The sequence below is a fragment of the Pseudomonas sp. NFIX28 genome (assembly GCF_900107395.1).
In the GTDB taxonomy this organism is placed as follows: domain Bacteria; phylum Pseudomonadota; class Gammaproteobacteria; order Pseudomonadales; family Pseudomonadaceae; genus Aquipseudomonas.
In genome coordinates, this window is the sequence record NZ_FNPW01000003.1 from 327,212 (window position 1) to 346,574 (window position 19,363).

15 protein-coding genes are annotated in these 19,363 nt (G+C 59.9%); all 15 read right to left on the reverse strand.

The annotated features are described in order from the left end of the window. Window positions 1-5: 5 nt before the first annotated feature. Entirely contained in the window at window positions 6-1,637 is a 1,632-nt protein-coding gene (locus tag BLV20_RS07925) for a CTP synthase (protein ID WP_007924045.1), read from the reverse strand. Window positions 1,638-1,911: 274 nt separating this feature from the next. Beyond that, window positions 1,912-3,240: a tRNA lysidine(34) synthetase TilS gene (tilS, locus tag BLV20_RS07930; protein ID WP_092299376.1), complete on the reverse strand. Its 1,329-nt coding sequence runs from the start codon at window positions 3,238-3,240 to the stop codon at window positions 1,912-1,914. A 119-nt stretch (window positions 3,241-3,359) separates the two neighbouring features. After that, window positions 3,360-4,307, reverse strand: a complete 948-nt coding sequence (locus BLV20_RS07935) for an acetyl-CoA carboxylase carboxyltransferase subunit alpha (RefSeq protein ID WP_016705313.1) — start codon at window positions 4,305-4,307, stop codon at window positions 3,360-3,362. Between the two features lie 139 nt (window positions 4,308-4,446). Continuing rightward, window positions 4,447-7,968 carry a DNA polymerase III subunit alpha gene (gene dnaE / locus BLV20_RS07940; RefSeq protein WP_092299379.1) on the reverse strand — a complete coding sequence of 1,174 codons (3,522 nt, stop codon included), beginning with the start codon at window positions 7,966-7,968 and terminating at the stop codon, window positions 4,447-4,449. Between the two features lie 69 nt (window positions 7,969-8,037). Next, window positions 8,038-8,670 carry a ribonuclease HII gene (gene rnhB, locus BLV20_RS07945; protein ID WP_092299812.1) on the reverse strand — a complete coding sequence of 211 codons (633 nt, stop codon included), beginning with the start codon at window positions 8,668-8,670 and terminating at the stop codon, window positions 8,038-8,040. An 11-nt stretch (window positions 8,671-8,681) separates the two neighbouring features. Continuing rightward, the gene (gene lpxB / locus BLV20_RS07950; RefSeq protein ID WP_175540159.1) at window positions 8,682-9,815 is read right to left on the reverse strand and encodes a lipid-A-disaccharide synthase; all 1,134 of its coding nucleotides are present in this window, start codon (window positions 9,813-9,815) and stop codon (window positions 8,682-8,684) included. Next, a complete protein-coding gene (gene lpxA / locus BLV20_RS07955; protein WP_092299385.1) occupies window positions 9,815-10,591 on the reverse strand; it encodes an acyl-ACP--UDP-N-acetylglucosamine O-acyltransferase in 777 nt (258 codons plus the stop codon). The genes lpxB and lpxA overlap by 1 nt, the downstream gene beginning before the upstream one ends. Next, on the reverse strand, window positions 10,588-11,028 hold the full coding sequence (gene fabZ / locus BLV20_RS07960) for a 3-hydroxyacyl-ACP dehydratase FabZ (protein ID WP_007924058.1): 441 nt from the start codon (window positions 11,026-11,028) through the stop codon (window positions 10,588-10,590). Before fabZ ends, lpxA begins: the two co-directional genes overlap by 4 nt. A gap of 109 nt (window positions 11,029-11,137) precedes the next feature. After that, entirely contained in the window at window positions 11,138-12,193 is a 1,056-nt protein-coding gene (lpxD, locus tag BLV20_RS07965) for a UDP-3-O-(3-hydroxymyristoyl)glucosamine N-acyltransferase (RefSeq protein ID WP_092299388.1), read from the reverse strand. A 3-nt stretch (window positions 12,194-12,196) separates the two neighbouring features. Continuing rightward, window positions 12,197-12,700 (reverse strand): OmpH/Skp family outer membrane protein, encoded by a 504-nt coding sequence (locus tag BLV20_RS07970; RefSeq protein ID WP_007924063.1) that lies wholly within the window; start codon window positions 12,698-12,700, stop codon window positions 12,197-12,199. A 45-nt stretch (window positions 12,701-12,745) separates the two neighbouring features. Further along, the gene (gene bamA, locus BLV20_RS07975; protein ID WP_092299391.1) at window positions 12,746-15,133 is read right to left on the reverse strand and encodes an outer membrane protein assembly factor BamA; all 2,388 of its coding nucleotides are present in this window, start codon (window positions 15,131-15,133) and stop codon (window positions 12,746-12,748) included. A 74-nt stretch (window positions 15,134-15,207) separates the two neighbouring features. Further along, window positions 15,208-16,560 carry a sigma E protease regulator RseP gene (gene rseP, locus BLV20_RS07980; protein WP_092299394.1) on the reverse strand — a complete coding sequence of 451 codons (1,353 nt, stop codon included), beginning with the start codon at window positions 16,558-16,560 and terminating at the stop codon, window positions 15,208-15,210. A gap of 52 nt (window positions 16,561-16,612) precedes the next feature. Beyond that, complete coding sequence (gene ispC, locus BLV20_RS07985; protein ID WP_092299397.1) at window positions 16,613-17,803, reverse strand: 1-deoxy-D-xylulose-5-phosphate reductoisomerase; 1,191 nt, start codon at window positions 17,801-17,803, stop codon at window positions 16,613-16,615. Beyond that, window positions 17,800-18,606, reverse strand: a complete 807-nt coding sequence (locus BLV20_RS07990) for a phosphatidate cytidylyltransferase (RefSeq protein ID WP_092299400.1) — start codon at window positions 18,604-18,606, stop codon at window positions 17,800-17,802. Before BLV20_RS07990 ends, ispC begins: the two co-directional genes overlap by 4 nt. After that, window positions 18,606-19,361: a polyprenyl diphosphate synthase gene (gene uppS, locus BLV20_RS07995; protein ID WP_092299403.1), complete on the reverse strand. Its 756-nt coding sequence runs from the start codon at window positions 19,359-19,361 to the stop codon at window positions 18,606-18,608. Before uppS ends, BLV20_RS07990 begins: the two co-directional genes overlap by 1 nt. Between the last annotated feature and the right edge of the window lie 2 nt (window positions 19,362-19,363).

Here is a 19,363-nt window from a genome sequence, read left to right on the forward strand (position 1 = left end):
CGGGGTTACGCCTTCTTCTGGTGTTGAGCCAAAGCTGCCTTGACGAAGCCACTGAACAGCGGATGGCCGTCACGCGGGGTCGAGGTGAACTCAGGGTGGAACTGGCAAGCGACGAACCATGGATGATCCTGCGCCTCGACCACTTCAACCAGCGCGCCATCGCCGGAGCGACCGGAAATCTTCAGGCCGGCGTCGATCAGTTGTGGCAGCAGGTTGTTGTTCACTTCGTAGCGGTGACGGTGACGCTCGACGATCACGTCCTTGGCGTAGCAGTCGTGCACCTTGGAGCCGGCTTCGAGCAGGCATTCCTGAGCGCCGAGACGCATGGTGCCGCCCAGGTCGGAGGCCTCGGTACGGGTTTCGACGGCGCCGGTGGCATCAGCCCACTCGGTGATCAGGCCGACAACCGGATGACCGCTGGCGCGATCGAACTCGGTGGAGTTGGCATCTTTCCAGCCCATGACGTTACGAGCGAACTCGATCACGGCCACTTGCATACCCAGGCAGATACCCAGGTAAGGCACCTTGTTTTCGCGAGCGTACTGAACGGCGGTGATCTTGCCTTCCACGCCACGTAGACCAAAGCCGCCTGGAACCAGGATCGCATCGACGCCTTCGAGCAACGCGGTGCCCTGGTTCTCGATGTCTTCGGAATCGATGTAGCGCAGGTTGACCTTGGTGCGGTTGGTGATGCCGGCGTGACTCATCGCTTCGATCAGCGACTTGTAGGCGTCCAACAATTCCATGTACTTGCCGACCATGGCGATGGTGACTTCGTGCTCGGGGTTGAGCTTGGCGTCGACCACCTTTTCCCACTCGGACAGATCGGCACCGTTGCATTGCAGGCCGAAACGCTCGACGACGAAATCGTCCAGGCCCTGGGCGTGCAGCACGGCCGGGATCTTGTAGATGGTGTCAACGTCTTCCAGGGAGATCACCGCGCGCTCTTCAACGTTGGTGAACAACGCGATCTTGCGACGCGAGGAAACGTCTACCGGGTGGTCGGAACGGCAGATCAGCACGTCTGGCTGCAGGCCGATGGAGCGCAGTTCCTTCACGGAGTGCTGGGTCGGCTTGGTCTTGGTCTCGCCAGCGGTAGCGATGTACGGAACCAGGGTCAGGTGCATCAGCATCGCGCGCTTGGAACCGACTTCGACGCGCAACTGGCGGATAGCCTCGAGGAACGGTTGCGACTCGATGTCGCCAACGGTGCCGCCGATTTCCACCAGGGCCACGTCGGCATCGCCGGCGCCCTTGATGATGCGACGCTTGATTTCGTCGGTGATGTGCGGAATCACCTGGATGGTGGCGCCCAGGTAGTCACCACGGCGCTCTTTGCGCAGCACGTGCTCGTAGACACGGCCGGTGGTGAAGTTGTTGTTCTGGGTCATGGTCGTGCGGATGAACCGCTCGTAGTGGCCCAGGTCCAGGTCGGTCTCGGCGCCGTCGTGGGTGACGAACACCTCACCGTGCTGGAACGGGCTCATGGTGCCCGGGTCGACGTTGATGTACGGGTCCAGCTTGAGCATGGTGACCTTAAGTCCCCGCGCCTCCAGGATGGCCGCCAATGAAGCCGAGGCAATGCCTTTCCCCAATGAAGAAACAACACCGCCCGTGACGAATATGTAGCGCGTCATGAAAAACCCTAGAAGTCTGCGTTAAAGCGGTCCGAGCCGCCGGGGAAAGCGAAGGAAGGCCGAAGCCCCCGATCACCTGCATTAATCACAGTGCACCTTTCAAAAAAACCGCCGCGTTGGGACAGACCGGAAGAGAAAACACCGGTACGTTGCTCGCTACACATTTTTTGGAATCGCCCAGCAAAGACTGCTTGGTAATCGGCAACTCCTGCAATTCAGGCGAATCCACAGAAGTTGTATCAAGAAGGGAGCGTAGTCTACCGGAAAGGGACTTTCAGCTCAAACCTTGATCGCTCGAAGGCGGCTGCCAATGCAATTGCCACCCTTCCTGGGCATTTGCGTCAAGGCCTGGCAGATTCGCCACTGCAAGCAATTGCTCGCCTCGATACAGCAGCGGCAATCTGCCACGGACGAAGGCTGGCAGGCCGGCCTCGTTGAGCAGGCGCTTGAGGTCTCGGTGGCCGCGCCCTGGCAATTGCATCACCTCTCCCCCCTGACGGTAACGCACCTGCAACGGCCCTTGCGGCGCACGACCGCTGAATTGCAATTGACCATTGCCGGGTAACTGCAAAGGCCCAGCGGTATCGGCCCAACTTGGCGTCGATAGCGGGGGTTGCAGCCAGCTACCCGCCAACCACCAGACACGCCCCGCCGCCCGCTGCAACTCGCCCTGCCCCAACCGCCATACCGGATGGCTGTCGCCCGCCGCGTCGCGCAGCGTCTGCCAACCCACCCAGTGCTCGCTGTCGGGCAGCGGCGTGAACCGGCTCAGCCAGTGGCTCAGGGCATTGCGCTGGCGCGCTTCCGACAAATCGAGCAAAGGCGCCAGGGCGAGGGATGGCAAGCCCAGCCATTCAAACTCAACGCCCTTGGCGGCCTCTTGCAGGTCGATAGCCGCCAACTCATCCAGCAACTCTCGCGCCTCGCGCAGGTGCGCCGCGCTACGCGCCATGCTATTGGCCGCCTGTGGCCAGCGCGCAGTCAACAACGGGAACACTTGATGGCGCAGGTAATTGCGGGAGAACTGCCGATCCTGGTTGGAAGGATCGTCGATCCAGTGCAACTGATGATCCCGGGCATAACGCTCCAGCTCGTCGCGGGAGACGTCGAGCAAGGGCCGCAGCAAATCCCCCTGCCCCAGCGCCCGCGACGCCGGCATGGCGGAAAGGCCCCTGACCCCCGCCCCGCGCAGCAATCGGAACAACAGGGTTTCCGCCTGATCGTCACGGTGCTGGGCCGTCAGCAACAATTCATTGCTGCCGGTTACCGCCTCGAATGCGGCATAACGCGCTTCCCGCGCCGCCCGCTCGAGACTGGCCCCGGGTTGCACCTGCACCGTCATTATCTGCAGCGGGATCCCCAGCGCTTTGCATTGCGCCTGGCAATGCGCCGGCCAAGCGTCAGCCGCAGCCTGAAGGCCATGATGCACATGGATCGCGGTCACGGGGGGAAGCGTGTGTCGCTGCCTGAGTTCGGCAAGCAGGTGAAGCAGGACGGTGGAATCAAGGCCACCAGAGAATGCGATGCGCCAGGCCGATCGATCCAGCCAGGGCAGAAGGCGTTGCAGCAGTTTTTGCGTGAGGGATGTATCGAATGAGCTCATGACTGGACTGAATCCTGAGTAGAGACCGAGCTTGCTCGCAATGCCTGAAAAGCCTCGACCTGAATGGCCAAGGCATCCATCTCGCGAGCAAGCCCGCCCCTACACGGAGCGTCGATCTATCAGAGACCGTAGCTCATCAGGCGATCGTAACGACGAGCCAGCAGGGTGTCGTTATCCATCTTCTTGAGCATCGCCAGCTGGGAAGTCAGCTCGGCGCGGATCAGTGCGGCAGCGGCAGCCGGATCACGGTGCGCGCCACCCAGCGGCTCGCTGATGACTTTGTCGACGATGCCCAGGCCTTTCAGGCGCTCGGCGGTGATGCCCATGGCTTCGGCGGCATCCGGCGCTTTTTCGGCGGTTTTCCACAGAATCGAAGCGCAGCCTTCCGGCGAGATCACCGCGTAAGTGGAGTACTGCAGCATGTTCAGTTGATCGCACACACCGATGGCCAGCGCACCGCCCGAACCACCTTCACCGATCACGGTAGCGATGATCGGGGTTTTCAGGCGCGCCATGACCCGCAGGTTCCAGGCAATCGCCTCGCTCTGGTTACGCTCTTCGGCGTCGATGCCCGGGTAGGCGCCTGGGGTGTCGATAAAGGTCAGGATCGGCATCTTGAAGCGCTCGGCCATTTCCATCAGGCGGCAGGCCTTGCGATAGCCTTCAGGACGCGGCATACCGAAGTTGCGACGGACTTTCTCGCGCACTTCGCGGCCTTTCTGGTGACCGATGATCATTACCGGCTGGTCGTCCAGGCGAGCAACACCGCCAACGATCGCGGCGTCGTCGGAGAAATGACGGTCGCCATGCAGTTCGTCGAACTCGGTGAAGATGTGCTCGATGTAGTCCAGGGTGTACGGACGACGCGGGTGACGCGCCAGGCGAGCGATCTGCCAGCTGGTCAGCTTGCCGAAGATGTCTTCGGTCAGGGTGCTGCTCTTGTCTTGCAGGCGGGAGATCTCATCGCCGATATTCAGCGAATTGTCATTACCGACCAAGCGCAACTCTTCGATCTTGGCTTGCAGGTCGGCGATCGGCTGTTCGAAATCAAGAAAATTCGGGTTCATAGGCGTCCGTCTTGGGTCGACGTCCAAGAGAGCTTGGGCCGGCCGGTTGTCTATTCGCGCCCTACCTTAAGGGAGAGGCGCGTTCAGGTCGAGATTAAAAATTTGGGTCGAGGTCGGCGCCTTTAATGGCGCCTGACCGTCAACGGTATTGGAGGAAGACGTTGTCTCGCCCGAACTGGTCACGCAGGGCTTGAATCAAGGCATCCGCCGGGTCGATCCGCCAGGCTTCGCCGAACTGCAGCAAGGCCTTGGCGTCCTCCCTGGTGTACTCCATGGAGATCGGGCAAGCGCCGCGATGGCGTTTGCACAATTCCCCCAGCCAGCGTAGCTGATCGCCCTTGAGCGCTTCGGTATGCACCTTCAAGCGCAGGCTTTCCGCCAGGTTGGTGCGGGCATCTTCCATGCTCATCACCCGCTTGACCCGCAGGCGCAGGCCGCCGGAGAAGTCGTCGTTGCTGACCTCGCCTTCGACCACCACCATCGCGTCGGTCTGCAGCAGGGACTGCGCCGAATGGAAGGCATCGGCAAACAGCGACGCCTCGATCCGCCCCGAACGATCGTCAAGGGTAATGAACCCCATCTTGTCGCCCTTTTTGTTCTTCATCACCCGCAGGGCAATGATCATGCCCGCGACAGTCTGGGTATCGCGCGCCGGCTTCAGGTCGACAATGCGCTGACGGGCGAAACGGCGGATCTCGCCTTCGTATTCGTCGATTGGGTGCCCGGTCAGGTACAGGCCCAGGGTTTCTTTTTCCCCACGCAGGCGATCCTTGAGTGTCAGCTCCTTGGCCTTGCGATGGCTGGCGTAGACGTCGGCATCCTCTTCGACAAACAGGCCGCCAAACAGGTCCGCGTGCCCACTGTCATGGGTGCGGGCGGTCTGTTCCGCCGCCTTGATCGCTTCTTCCATGGCCGCCAGCAGCACTGCACGGTTCTGGTCGATGCTCGCCTGATAGGCTTTCGGTTCGTCGTGGAAATACGGGCCCAGGCGATCCAGGGCGCCGCTTCGAATCAAGCCGTCCAGGGTGCGCTTGTTGATGCGCTTGAGGTCCACCCGGGCGCAGAAATCGAACAGATCCTTGAACGGACCGTCCTCGCGCGCCTCGGTGATCGCCTCCACCGGGCCCTCGCCTACGCCCTTGATTGCGCCAAGACCGTACACGATGCGGCCTTCGTCGTTCACCGTGAACTTGAACTCGGAAGTATTCACGTCCGGGGCATCCAGACGCAGCTTCATGGTCCGCACTTCCTCGATCAAGGTCACGACCTTGTCGGTGTTGTGCATATCCGCCGAGAGTACCGCGGCCATGAAAGGCGCCGGGTAGTGAGCCTTGAGCCAGGCGGTCTGGTAGGAAACCAGGCCGTAGGCGGCGGAGTGGGACTTGTTGAAGCCGTAACCGGCGAATTTTTCCACCAGGTCGAAAATGTTACCGGCCAGGTCGGCATCGATGCCATTGCCGGCGCAGCCTTCAATAAAGCCGCCACGCTGCTTGGCCATTTCCTCGGGTTTCTTTTTACCCATGGCGCGACGCAGCATGTCCGCACCGCCAAGGGTGTAGCCGGCCATGACCTGGGCGATCTGCATCACCTGTTCCTGGTACAGGATGATGCCGTAGGTCGGCGCCAATACTGGCTGCAGGCCTTCGTATTGATAGTCCGGGTGTGGGTAAGCCAGCTCGGCCCGCCCGTGCTTGCGGTTGATGAAGTCATCCACCATGCCCGATTGCAGCGGCCCCGGACGGAACAGGGCCACCAGTGCGATCAAGTCTTCCAGGCAGTCGGGCTTGAGCTTCTTGATCAGCTCCTTCATACCGCGGGATTCAAGTTGGAACACCGCAGTGGTTTCAGCTTTTTGCAGCAGGCTGTACGTCGGCTTGTCGTCGAGCGGGATAAAGGCGATATCCAGCGGCTCTTCGCCCACCTTGGCGCGATCGCGATTGATGGTCTTGAGCGCCCAGTCGATGATCGTCAGGGTCCGCAGACCGAGGAAGTCGAACTTCACCAGGCCGGCGGCCTCAACATCGTCCTTGTCGAACTGGGTTACCAGGCCATCGCCTTCTTCGTCGCAATAGATCGGCGAGAAGTCAGTCAGTTTGGTCGGCGCAATAACCACACCACCGGCGTGCTTGCCCACGTTACGCACCACGCCTTCGAGCTTGCGCGCCATTTCCCAGATTTCCGCCGCTTCTTCATCGACCTTGATGAAGTCGCGCAGGATTTCTTCCTGCTCGTAGGCTTTTTCCAGGGTCATGCCGACTTCGAAGGGGATCATCTTCGACAGACGGTCAGCCAGGCCGTAAGACTTGCCCTGCACGCGCGCCACGTCCCGGACCACAGCCTTCGCCGCCATGGAACCGAAAGTGATGATCTGGCTTACCGCGTTGCGGCCATATTTTTCGGCCACATAGTCGATGACGCGGTCACGACCGTCCATGCAGAAGTCGACGTCGAAGTCGGGCATGGAAACCCGTTCCGGGTTGAGGAAACGTTCGAACAGCAGGTCATATTCCAGCGGATCGAGGTCGGTGATCTTCTGCACATAGGCCACCAGCGACCCGGCACCCGATCCACGGCCGGGGCCTACAGGCACGCCGTTGTTCTTGGCCCACTGGATAAAGTCCATAACGATCAGGAAGTAACCGGGGAACCCCATCTGGATAATGATATCCAGCTCGAAATTCAACCGGTCGACATACACCTGGCGCTTGGCTTCGTAGTCTTCGGTGGTGTCCTTGGGCAGCAGCACGCTGAGGCGCTCTTCCAACCCGTCGAACGACACCTTGCGGAAATACTCGTCGATGGTCATGCCATCGGGAATCGGGTAGTCCGGCAGGAAGTGCTTGCCCAACTTCACTTCGATATTGCAGCGTTTGGCGATCTCGACCGTGTTTTCCAGGGCTTCAGGCAGGTCGCTGAACAACTCGGCCATTTCCTCGGCGCTTTTCAGGTATTGCTGATCGCTGTAGTTCTTGGAGCGGCGCGGGTCGTCGAGGGCGCGGCCTTCACCAATGCAGACCCGGGTTTCATGGGCCTCGAAGTCCTCTCGCTTGATGAAGCGCACATCGTTGGTCGCCACCAGCGGCGCGCCGATCTTGTCCGCCAGCGCCACAGCGGCGTGCAACTGCTCTTCATCGTTAGGACGGTTGGTGCGCTGGACTTCCAGGTAGAAACGGTCCGGGAAGACTGCCATCCACTCTCGAGCCAGGGTTTCCGCTTCTTGCAGATCACCTGAGATCAGGGCGATACCAATCTCGCCCTCCTTCGCGGCCGAGAGCATGATCAGGCCTTCGGCGGCCTCGGCCACCCACTCGCGCTCGATAATGATCTGGCCGTTGCGCTGACCGTCGATGAAGCCTCGGGAAATCAGCTCAGTCAGGTTGCGATAGCCAACGGCATTCATTGCCAGCAGGCTGATGCGGCTCAGCGGGTTATCGGGATCCTTGTTCGACAGCCACAGGTCGGCACCACAGATCGGCTTGATCCCGGCGCCCATGGCGGCCTTGTAGAACTTGACCAGCGAACACATGTTGTTCTGGTCGGTAACCGCCACCGCGGGCATGCCCATGCCGGCCAACGTCTTGACCAGCGGCTTGATCCGCACCAGACCGTCAACCAGGGAATATTCAGTGTGCAGGCGTAGATGAACGAATGAAGCCGGCATAGTGATCCTGTAATGAGCGCAAAAACAACAAGGCCCGGATTGTACCGGGCCTTGGCTAAAACATCAGCCTCAGGACTGAACCTCGCCCGCACTCTCACGCGCTTCGTAGGCTTCGCGCACCGGCGCGAACGAACGTCGGTGAATCGGTGTCGGCCCCAGGCGGGCCAGCGCTTCCAGATGCACCGGCGTCGCGTAGCCCTTGTGCCCGCCAATGCCATAACCGGGATAGATCAGCTCGAACGCCGCCATCTCGCGATCCCGGCTGACCTTGGCCAGAATCGACGCCGCGGCGATCGCCGGAACCTTGCCATCGCCCTGGATCACGGCTTCGGCAGGCATCGACAGTTTCGGGCAACGATTTCCATCGATCATCGCCAGTTTCGGGGTCACGCTCAGCCCTTCCACGGCGCGCTGCATAGCCAGCATGGTGGCATGCAGGATATTCAACTCGTCGATTTCCTCGACTTCGGCGCGGCCGATGCACCAGCTCAGGGCTTTTTCGCAAATTTCATCGTAGAGCTTTTCGCGCCGGGCCTCGGTGAGCTTCTTCGAATCGTCCAGGCCGAGAATCGGCCGCTTCGGATCGAGAATGACCGCAGCGGTGACTACCGCGCCACACAAGGGGCCGCGTCCTACTTCGTCGACGCCGGCAACCAGGTCTTCAGCATCAGCTACCAGCGAGAAATCCAGTCCCAACTGCATCTTTTCGTTACTCATACCGGTTTGCCAATCAGGTTCAACACCGCTTCAGCCGCCTGGTTGGAGGCATCCCGGCGCAGGGTGCGATGAATTTCGTCAAACCCGCGCGTCTGCTCCTGGCCGTCTTCGATCAGGGGCGACAAGGTCTGGGCCAGGGCTTGTGCAGTAGCATCGTCCTGCAGCAGCTCGGGAACCAGCAGGCGTTGAGCCAGCAGGTTCGGCAGGGAAATATAAGGGCTCTTGACCATGCGCTTGAGAATCCAGAAGGTCAGCGGCGCCAGGCGATAGGCGACAACCATCGGCCGCTTGTACAACAGCGCCTCGAGGGTTGCAGTGCCGGACGCGATCAATACCGCATCGCAAGCCGCCAACGCCTGGTGCGACTGGCCGTTGAGCAGGGTCAGCGGCAGGTCGCGACCGGCCAGCAGTTCTTCCAGCTGAATACGCCGCTCAGGGCTGGCGCAAGGCATGACGAAACGCACCCCGGGACGCAAGGCGCGCAGGCGCTGCGCGGCATCGAGGAACAAGCCCCCCAGGCGCCCGACTTCGCCGCCACGGCTACCCGGCATCAGAGCTACCAGCGGGCCATCGGGCAAGCCCAGCTCGGCGCGAGCCGCGGCCCGATCAGCCTCCAGCGGAATGGCATCGGCCAGGGAGTGCCCGACGAACCGTACCGGCACACCTTTCTCTTCATAGAATCTGGCTTCGAACGGAAACAGCGTCAGCATCAGATCGCAACCTTCGCGGATCTTCAGGACACGCTTCTGCCGCCAGGCCCAGACCGAAGGGCTGACGTAGTGCACGGTCTTGATGCCGGCCTGGCGCAGCTTGAGCTCGATGTTCAGGTTGAAATCGGGGGCATCGATGCCGATGAATACATCCGGCTTCTCGGCAATCAGCGTCTGAACCAGCTTCTTGCGCCGGGCCAGCAGTTCACGCAAGCGCCCAAGGACTTCCACCAGTCCCATGACCGCCAGGCGTTCCATGGGGAAATAGGAGGTCAGCCCCTCGGCCTGCATCAGCGGGCCACCGACACCGATAAATTCAACGGCGGGATGCTGGGCCTTGAGCGCGCGCATCAAACCGGCGCCAAGAATGTCGCCGGAAGCTTCGCCAGCCACCAGCGCAATACGCAGTTTGTCCATGATTAACGGGTGATGCCGCGAGTCGAAGACTGGATCGAGTCACGAAATACCGCGACTTCGGGAAATTGTGCAGCAGCTTCTACCAGCTCGGCGAGCGCCTGATCGACGGTCAAGCCTTGGCGGTATACCACCTTGTAGGCTCGACGCAGGGCGTGAATCGCGTCTTCGCTGAAACCACGACGGCGCATGCCCTCGAAGTTCATGCTGCGTGCCTCGGCCGGGTTGCCGAACACTGTGACAAAGGCCGGCACATCCTTGCCGATCGCCGTCCCCATGCCGGAGAAGCTGTGGGCGCCGATATGGCAATACTGGTGAACCAGGGTGAAGCCGGACAGGATGGCCCAGTCGTCCACATGCACATGGCCGGCCAACGCCGTGTTGTTGACCAGGATGCAATGGTTGCCGATTACACTGTCGTGACCGATATGGGCATATGCCATGATCAGGTTGTGATCGCCAAGGGTGGTTTCGGAGCGATCCTGGACAGTGCCACGATGAATGGTCACGCCTTCACGAATGACGTTGTGGTCACCAATCACCAGGCGGGTTTCCTCGCCTTTGTATTTCAGATCGGGAGTGTCTTCGCCTACCGAGGAGAACTGGTAGATACGATTATGCTTACCGATCCGGGTCGGGCCTTTGAGAACCACATGAGGCCCGATCACCGTACCCTCGCCGATTTCCACACCGGCGCCAACGATCGACCACGGGCCAACCTCAACGTCGTCGGCCAGGATGGCCGTCGGATCGATGATTGCGCGAGGGTCAATCAAACTCATAGTTTGCGTTCCGCACAGATGATTTCAGCAGAGCAGACTGGCTTGCCGTCGACCGAAGCCTGGCATTCGAATTTCCAGATCTGGCGCTTGCAACTGATGAACTTGGCTTCCAGGATCAACTGGTCACCTGGCAGTACCGGCTGGCGGAAGCGCAGCTTGTCGGAACCGACGAAGTAATAAAGGGTGCCATCAGCCGGCTTCACGTCCAGCATCTTGAAACCAAGAATGCCCGCAGCCTGAGCCATGGCTTCGATGATCAGCACGCCCGGCATGATTGGATGCGCGGGGAAGTGACCATTGAAGAAAGGTTCGTTGATGCTGACATTCTTGTAGGCACGAATGCACTTGCCCTCAACATCCAGGTCCACTACCCGGTCCACCAACAGGAACGGGTAACGGTGAGGCAGGTATTCGCGAATCTCGTTGATGTCCATCATTTCGGGGGGAAGCCTGTAGTAAAGATTGGGAGCATGCGACTAACGCACACTCCTCTAGCAAATCAAGGAGGCAGTCTAACGGCTGTGCACACTTGATATGGAAATGGTATCAGCCATCTGATGAAGCTTTACCGTCGGGGGTCACGTCCCCTACGCGCTTTTCCAGCTGTCGCAGGCGTCGCGCGAGATCATCGAGCTGACGGATGCGTGCCGCGCTTTTGCGCCACTCGGCTGCAGGCTGCATGGCTGTACCGGAAGAGTAGGAACCCGGCTCGGTAATCGAGTGGGTCACCATGGTCATCCCGGTCAGGAAAACGTTGTCGCAAATATCGATGTGGCCAACCAGCCCGACACCACCAGCGAGCATGCAATGCTTGCCGATCCGGGTGCTGCCGGAAATACCCACGCAGGCGGCCATGGCGGTGTGATCACCGACCTGGACGTTGTGGGCAATTTGAATCTGGTTGTCCAGCTTCACGCCATTGCCAATAACGGTATCGGCCAGTGCCCCGCGATCAATAGCGGTATTCACGCCAATCTCGACATCGTCGCCAATGGTGACGCCACCAATCTGCGCGATTTTCTGCCAGATGCCCTTCTCGTTGGCAAAACCGAAACCTTCGCCACCAAGTACCGCACCGGACTGAATCACCACACGCTTGCCGATGCGCACATCGTGGTAAAGCGTCACGCGTGGAGCGAGCCAGCCACCCTCGCCGATCTGGCAGCGGGCGCCGATGAAACAATGAGCACCGATAGTGACACCGGCAGCAATCTGCGCACCGCTCTCGATGACCGCAAAGGCACCAATGCTGGCCGCCGCATCGACCTGTGCATCCTCGGCGATAACTGCGGTCGGATGAATACCGGCCACGGCCTTGGGCTTGGGATCGAACAGGTGGGAAATCCGCGCATACGACAGGTAGGGATCGGCCACTACCAAGGCATCGCCGGCATAACCTTCGGCATCCGCCGCCTTCAGCAGCACGGCTCCAGCCTGGCTGTCAGCCAGATACTTGCGGTATTGGGGATTTGCCAAAAAGCTCAACTGAGCTGGGCCAGCCTCCTGCAAGGTGGCTAGCCCAGTGATTTCCTTCTCTGCGGAACCACGCAAGGTGGCTCCGAGGAACTCGGCCAGCTGGCCGAGCTTTATAGTCGCTGTCATGGGTTACTTCAGCTGATTCATGCGCTCGATAACCTGGCGAGTGATGTCGTACTGAGGCTTGACATCAATCACTGCACCACGCTCGAACACCAGGTCAAAACCACCTTTCTTGATGACTTCTTCCACTGCGCTGTCGAGCTTTGGCTTCAGTTGCTTGAGCATTTCACGATCGGCAACGGCCTTGGCTTCGTTCAGCTCCTTGGATTGGAACTGGAAGTCGCGGGCTTTCTGCTTGAACTCAAGCTCCAGGCGCTCACGTTCGCCTTGCTGCATCTTGTCGCCACCGGCAACCAGACGATCCTGGATGCCCTTGGCGCTGCTTTCCAGGGTTTTCAGCTTGTTCAACTGCGGGCCGAACTTCTTCTCCGCATCCACTGCGTACTTCTTCGCAGCATCGGATTCCAGCAGAGCCATCTGATAGTTCAGTACGGCAATTTTCATGTCGGCGAAGGCAGGGCCTGCTACCAGGACAGTCGCCAGGAGAACCAATTGAGTCAACTTACGCACGATGCACTCCTACAAAATCCATTGTCGTTATCTTGGGTCAGGCTATTAGAAAGTCTGACCGAGGGAGAATTGGAACACCTGGGTTTCAGCGTCGTCAGGTTTCTTGATCGGCATCGCCAGAGCGAAACTCAGCGGACCCAGAGCGGTTACCCACGTCACGCCGACACCCACGGAACTGGCCAGATTGCTCAGGCTGACGTCGTTACACTGCGTGTTGGACGAGGAGCCATTGGTATTGATGGTCTTCTCGCACTTGGAGTCGAACACGTTACCCACATCCCAGAACACGGAAGTGCGCAGCGAACGCTGGTCCTTGACGAACGGCATCGGGAACAGCACTTCGACACCGCCCTGGATCAGCACGTTGCCACCGAATGGCAGCGGATCCTGGTCCGGGTCAGCCGAAGTACCGGCGTTACCGGTCTCAAGCACACCACGACTCGGAGTACTGCGAGGACCCAAAGTGCTGTCCTTGAAACCACGAACCGAGTTGAAGCCACCAGCATAGTAGTTTTCATAGAACGGCAAGCCGTCGGTCGAACCGTAACCGTCGCCATAACCCAGCTCGGTGTGCAGGCGCATGGTGTAGGTATCGGTCAGCGGCTGGAACAACTGGCCGCGGTAGTCGAGCTTGAAGAACGACAGGTCGCTACCTGGAGTAGTGGCTTCCAGCACCAGGCTTTGCGAGTGACCACGAGTCGCCAGGACACCTTTGTTCAGGGTCGACTCGGACCAACCGGCCGAAGCCTTGAAGTTCAGATAGTTGTCACCTTCGCGATTCACGAAGTCGAAGATCTCGTCGACGGTATAACGACCGGTCTTGATCTTGTCTTGTTGCGCGGTCAGGCCGAAGGTCAGACGCGAAGTCTCGCTGATCGGGTAGCCAACGCTCACGCCGGCACCGAGGCTGTCTACCGCATAGCTCGCCACGTCGACATCGAGGTCGTCGTAGTCAGTGGTGCGATAGAAGGCGTTGTAGCCCAGGCTCACGCCATCGGCAGTCCAGTAGGGGTCGACATAACCGAAGTTGTAGCGGCTCTGGTATTCGCTTCGGGTCAGACCGATGCTGACCTTGTTACCGGTACCCAGGAAGTTGTTCTGGGTGATCGAACCACCGAGGATCAGACCAGCGCTCTGGGCGAAACCGACGCTGGCGGTAATCGAACCGGAAGCCTGCTCTTCTACTGCGTAGTTGACGTCTACCTGGTCGTCCACACCTGGCACGGCCGGGGTTTCGACGTTGACTTCCTTGAAGAAGCCGAGACGCTCCAGGCGGGTCTTGGACTGATCGATCAGGTAGGTCGAAGCCCAGCCACCTTCCATCTGACGCATTTCACGGCGCAGCACTTCGTCTTCGGACTTGGTGTTGCCACGGAAGTTGATGCGATTCACGTAGGCACGCTTGCCAGGATCGACCACGAAAGTGATATCGACGGTGTGATCTTCATCGTGAGGCTGTGGAACGCCGTTGACGTTGGCGAAGGTATAGCCTTCGTTACCCAGACGACGAGTGATCAGCTCGGAAGTGGTGGTCATCAATTTACGCGAGAACACCTGGCCCTTCTCGACCAGCAACAGCGACTTGACCTGCTCCTCAGGCACCTTGAGGTCACCGCTGAGTTTCACGTCACGAACGCTGTACTTCTCGCCTTCGTTGACGTTCACAGTGATGTAGACATGCTTCTTGTCTGGAGTGATCGAAACCTGGGTCGAAGCGATATCCATATTGATATAGCCACGATCCAGGTAGTAGGAACGCAGGCGCTCCAAGTCACCGGAGAGTTTTTCACGGGCATACTTGTCGTCGTTCTTGAAGAACGACAACCAGTTGGTGGTCTTGAGTTCGAACAGTTCGACCAGGTCTTCGTCCGGGAATACGGTATTGCCCACGACGTTGATGTGCTGGATGGCCGCTACGGTGCCTTCGTTGATATTGACCTTCAACGCCACACGGTTGCGCGGCTGCGGGACCACTTCGGTATCGACGGTGGCCGAATAACGACCCTGTGCCACGTACTGGCGCTGCAGTTCGTTACGAACACCTTCAAGGGTCGCACGCTGGAAGATTTCGCCTTCCGCGAGACCGGATTGCTTGAGGCCTTTCATCAGGTCTTCAGTGGAAATCGCCTTGTTGCCTTCGATTTCGATACTGGCGACGGATGGACGCTCGACTACCGTGATGACCAGGACATTGCCATCGCGGCCCAGCTGGATATCTTGAAAGAAGCCGGTTTTGAACAGCGCACGAGTGGATTCCACCAGACGACGATCGTCCGCCTGCTCACCGACGTTCAACGGCAAGGCACCAAAGACGCTACCCGCGGAGACCCGCTGGAGGCCGTTGACGCGGATATCGGAGATAGTGAAGGACTCGGCGTGAACTTCGGCGATCATCAATACGGAGAGAACCGCAGTTAGCAGCAGACGTTTCATGAAGTCCTTTCTTATTCCAACTGGCAATAAAGAAACTGCCGCAAAATGCGGCAGATTCGCAATTCAGCGAAGCGTTACAGACGACCCAAATCGTTGACCAAGGCAAGCAACATCACCCCGACCACCAAACTGATACCGATCTGTATCCCCCAACCTTGCACCCGATCCGACAAGGGACGACCACGCGCCCACTCGATCAGATAAAACAACAGATGCCCCCCATCCAATACAGGAATGGGCAGCAAGTTCAGAACCCCTAGGCTAATACTCAGATAAGCAAGGAAATTCAAGAAATCAGCAACGCCCGACTGGGCAGAAGCGCCCGCCACTTTAGCAATGGTTATCGGTCCACTCAAGTTTTTTACCGAGAGCTCGCCGAACAACATTTTCTTCAGTGAATCGAGGGTCAGCACGCTCATGGTCCAAGTACGCCGGGCACCCTCGCCAATGGCAGCCAGCGGACCATAACTGACTTCGCGCAGCATTTCCGGCGGCCAATCGACCGCCTTCACCCCAGCCCCCAGATAACCACTGGCGACCTTCTCTTTGCCGCGTGCGGCCAGGGTCACCGGGACGTCGATTTGAGCACCATCACGCTCGATGCGCAGCACAATTTTGGTATCAGGACGTACACGTACCCAGTCGACGACCTGCTGCCAATCGGTCAGCGCCTGACCATCGAGCGCCAGCAACCGATCGCCGGTCTTCAGGCCAGCCGCCTGGGCCGGACCTTTCGGGTCGAGCTCGGCCAGAACAGGAACCAGCGCAGGGCGCCAAGGGCGAATACCCAGGGAACGAATAGGATCAGGCTCATCGGTGCCCTTGAGCCAGTTATCGAGCACCAGTTCACGGGGCGAATCGGCAGTCGAACCCTGCTCGCGCACCAACAACTGCAAGGTACCGCTTTCGCCCAGGCGCCGAACCAACTGCAAATTGACCGCTGACCATCCCACGGTCGGCTCGCCGTCGATTGCGACGATCTCCTGGCCGGAACTCAGGCCAGCCTTGGCGGCAATGCTTCCAGCCTCGACACCACCAATGACCGGACGCACCTGCTCGGTACCAATCATCGCCAGGGCCCAGAAGAACACCAGTGCCAGCAGGAAGTTGGCGACAGGCCCGGCAGCGACGATGGCGATACGCTGGCGCACCGACTTGCGGTTGAATGACTGATCGAGCTGATCGACCGGCACTTCGCCTTCACGCTCGTCGAGCATCTTCACGTAGCCACCCAGAGGAATGGCGGCAATCACGAATTCGGTACCTTGCCGGTCATGCCAACGCAGCAGCGGCATGCCGAAGCCCACGGAGAAACGCAGAACCTTGACGCCGCAACGACGAGCCACCCAGAAGTGACCGAATTCATGGAAGGTGACCAGCACACCCAGGGCAATCAGGGTGCCGACAATCATATAGAGCGCGCTCATCTACTTTCTCCGCAATCCTATCCAGTACCGATACGCTCGGGCTTGTCGCAATTTACCGTCTATTGCGACCCAGCCACTGCTCAGCCAGGGCACGGGCTTTGGCGTCCGCCGCGAACACGGCGCTCAGTTCATCGACTGCAACAACCGGCTCAAGGTTTAAAACTTCTTCGATGATACTCGCGATCTCGGGATAGCGGATGCGCCGTTCGAGAAACGCGGCAACAGCCACCTCGTTGGCGGCATTCAACATGGCCGGAGCACTGTTGCCAGCCTCGGCAGCCTGACGCGCCAGGCGCAAGCAGGGGAACCGCTCTTCGTCGGGCGCCTGGAAATCCAGGCGCGCCACGGCAAACAGGTCCAGCGGTGGCACTCCCGAGTCGATCCGCTCCGGCCAGGCCAGGGCGTTGGCGATAGGCGTGCGCATATCCGGATTACCCAGTTGGGCCAGCACCGAACCGTCCACATAATCGACCAGCGAGTGAATCACGCTTTGCGGATGAATCACCACCTCGACCTGGGCAGGCTTGGCATCGAACAGCCAACAGGCCTCGATCAACTCGAGCCCTTTATTCATCATGCTGGCCGAGTCGACCGAAATCTTGCGCCCCATGGACCAGTTGGGATGGGCACATGCCTGCTCGGGCGTCACCTGCTCCAGGTCAGCCAGCGGGGTTTGCCGGAATGGGCCACCGGAAGCGGTCAGCAGAATGCGCCGCACACCCACACTGCTCAAGCCGCGGGAGAAGTCCGTGGGCATGCACTGGAATATGGCGTTGTGTTCGCTGTCGATGGGCAGCAGCACTGAACCGCTCCTGCCGACCGCCTGCATAAACAAGGCGCCGGACATGACCAGCGCTTCTTTATTGGCCAAAAGGATTTTCTTGCCAGCCTCGACGGCAGCCAGGGTCGGACGCAGGCCGGCGGCGCCGACAATGGCCGCCATGACTGCATCGACCTCAGGATCGGAAGCGACTTCACACAAGCCCTCCTCGCCCACCAGCACCCGGGTGCGCGAGCCGGCGTTACGCAAATCTTCCTGCAGGCTGCGCGCGGCGGAGATATGCGGGACGACGGCAAAACGCGGAGCGTGACGAATGCACAGGGCCAGGAGTTCGGCCAGACGGCTGAAGCCGCTCAAGGCGAAGACTTGATAGCGCTCGGGATGACGGGCAATAACGTCCAGGGTACTGAGGCCGATGGAGCCGGTAGCCCCCAGGACGGTTATCTGTTGTGGGCGGCTCACAATGCGGCCATCCACAACAGCACGGCGAATACCGGAATGGCCGCGGTCAGGCTGTCGATACGGTCGAGCACACCTCCATGGCCCGGCAGCAGGTTACTGCTGTCCTTGATCCCGGCCTGGCGCTTGAACATGCTTTCGGTCAGGTCGCCAACCACCGAGATGAATACCACGACAGCCGCTCCGAGCAGGCCAAGGATGATCTGTCCTGCCGACCAGTCCGTAACCAGACCAACCACGGCCGTGATCAGCAGGCTCAACAGCAGGCCGCCGTACACCCCTTCCCAGCTTTTGCCCGGACTGACCTGCGGCGCCAGCTTGCGCTTGCCGAAAGCCTTGCCGGAGAAATAGGCACCGATATCAGCCCCCCAGACCAGCACCATCACCGCCATGATCAACCAGTTGCCCAAAGGCTGCTGCTTGATGAAGACCAGGCCTTGCCAGGCCGGCAGCAGAATCAGCAGGCCGATGACCAGCTTGGCCGCGGCCCCGGCCCAATGTTCGCTGGTACGCGGATAGGTGAGCACCAGGAAAGTCGCCAGCCCCCACCAGAGCACTGCTGCACCGAGCACCCAAGGCGCGATACCCGGGAGCAGATGCATCAGGAACAACAGCGCAGCGACCACTACCGCATAGGCAATACGGGTCGGCTGAGCCTCGAAACCCGCCAGGCGCGCCCATTCCCAGGCCCCAAGGGTCACCACCAGCCCGATAAACAGGGCGAAGGCGGAACCTTCGAGCAGGAAAAAACCGCACAAGGCGATCGGCAGCAGGATCAGCGCAGTAATGATTCGTTGTTTGAGCATTAAACCCGGGCTCCAGCCTCGACCTGCTCGCTCGTTTTACCGAAGCGGCGCTGGCGAGAAGCGTAATCGGCCAGCGCAGCGCGCATGGCATCGTGTTTGAAGTCCGGCCAGAACAGGTCGGAGAAATACAGCTCGGCATAAGCCAGCTGCCAAAGCAGGAAATTGCTGATGCGATGCTCGCCCCCCGTACGGATACAGAGGTCCGGCAATGGCAAATCGCCCGTCGCCAGGCAGGTTTGCAACAGCTCCGGGGTAATGTCGTCAGGACGCAGGTGCCCTGCCTGGACTTCCCGCGCCAGGCGCTGAGCGGCCTGGGCAATATCCCACTGGCCGCCATAGTTGGCAGCGATCTGCAGGATGAAACGCTCGCTGCCCGCCGTCATCGACTCCGCTTCGCGCATCGCCGCCTGCAACTCGGGATGAAAGCGCGAGCGGTCGCCGATGATGCGCAGGCTGATGTTGTTTTCATTGAGGCGCTTGGCCTCGCGGCGCAACGCCTTGAAGAACAGGTCCATCAAGGCACTGACTTCATCGGCCGGTCGCTGCCAGTTTTCACTGGAGAAGGCGAACAGCGTCAGCACCTCGACCTTGGCCTCGGCACACACCTCGATGACCGCGCGAACAGCATCGACACCCGCTTTATGCCCGGCAACACCCGGCATAAAGCGTTTTTTTGCCCAGCGATTGTTCCCATCCATGATGATCGCGACATGGCGCGGCACCGAAGACGGTACAGGTTGCTTGGTCTTGTCCATGA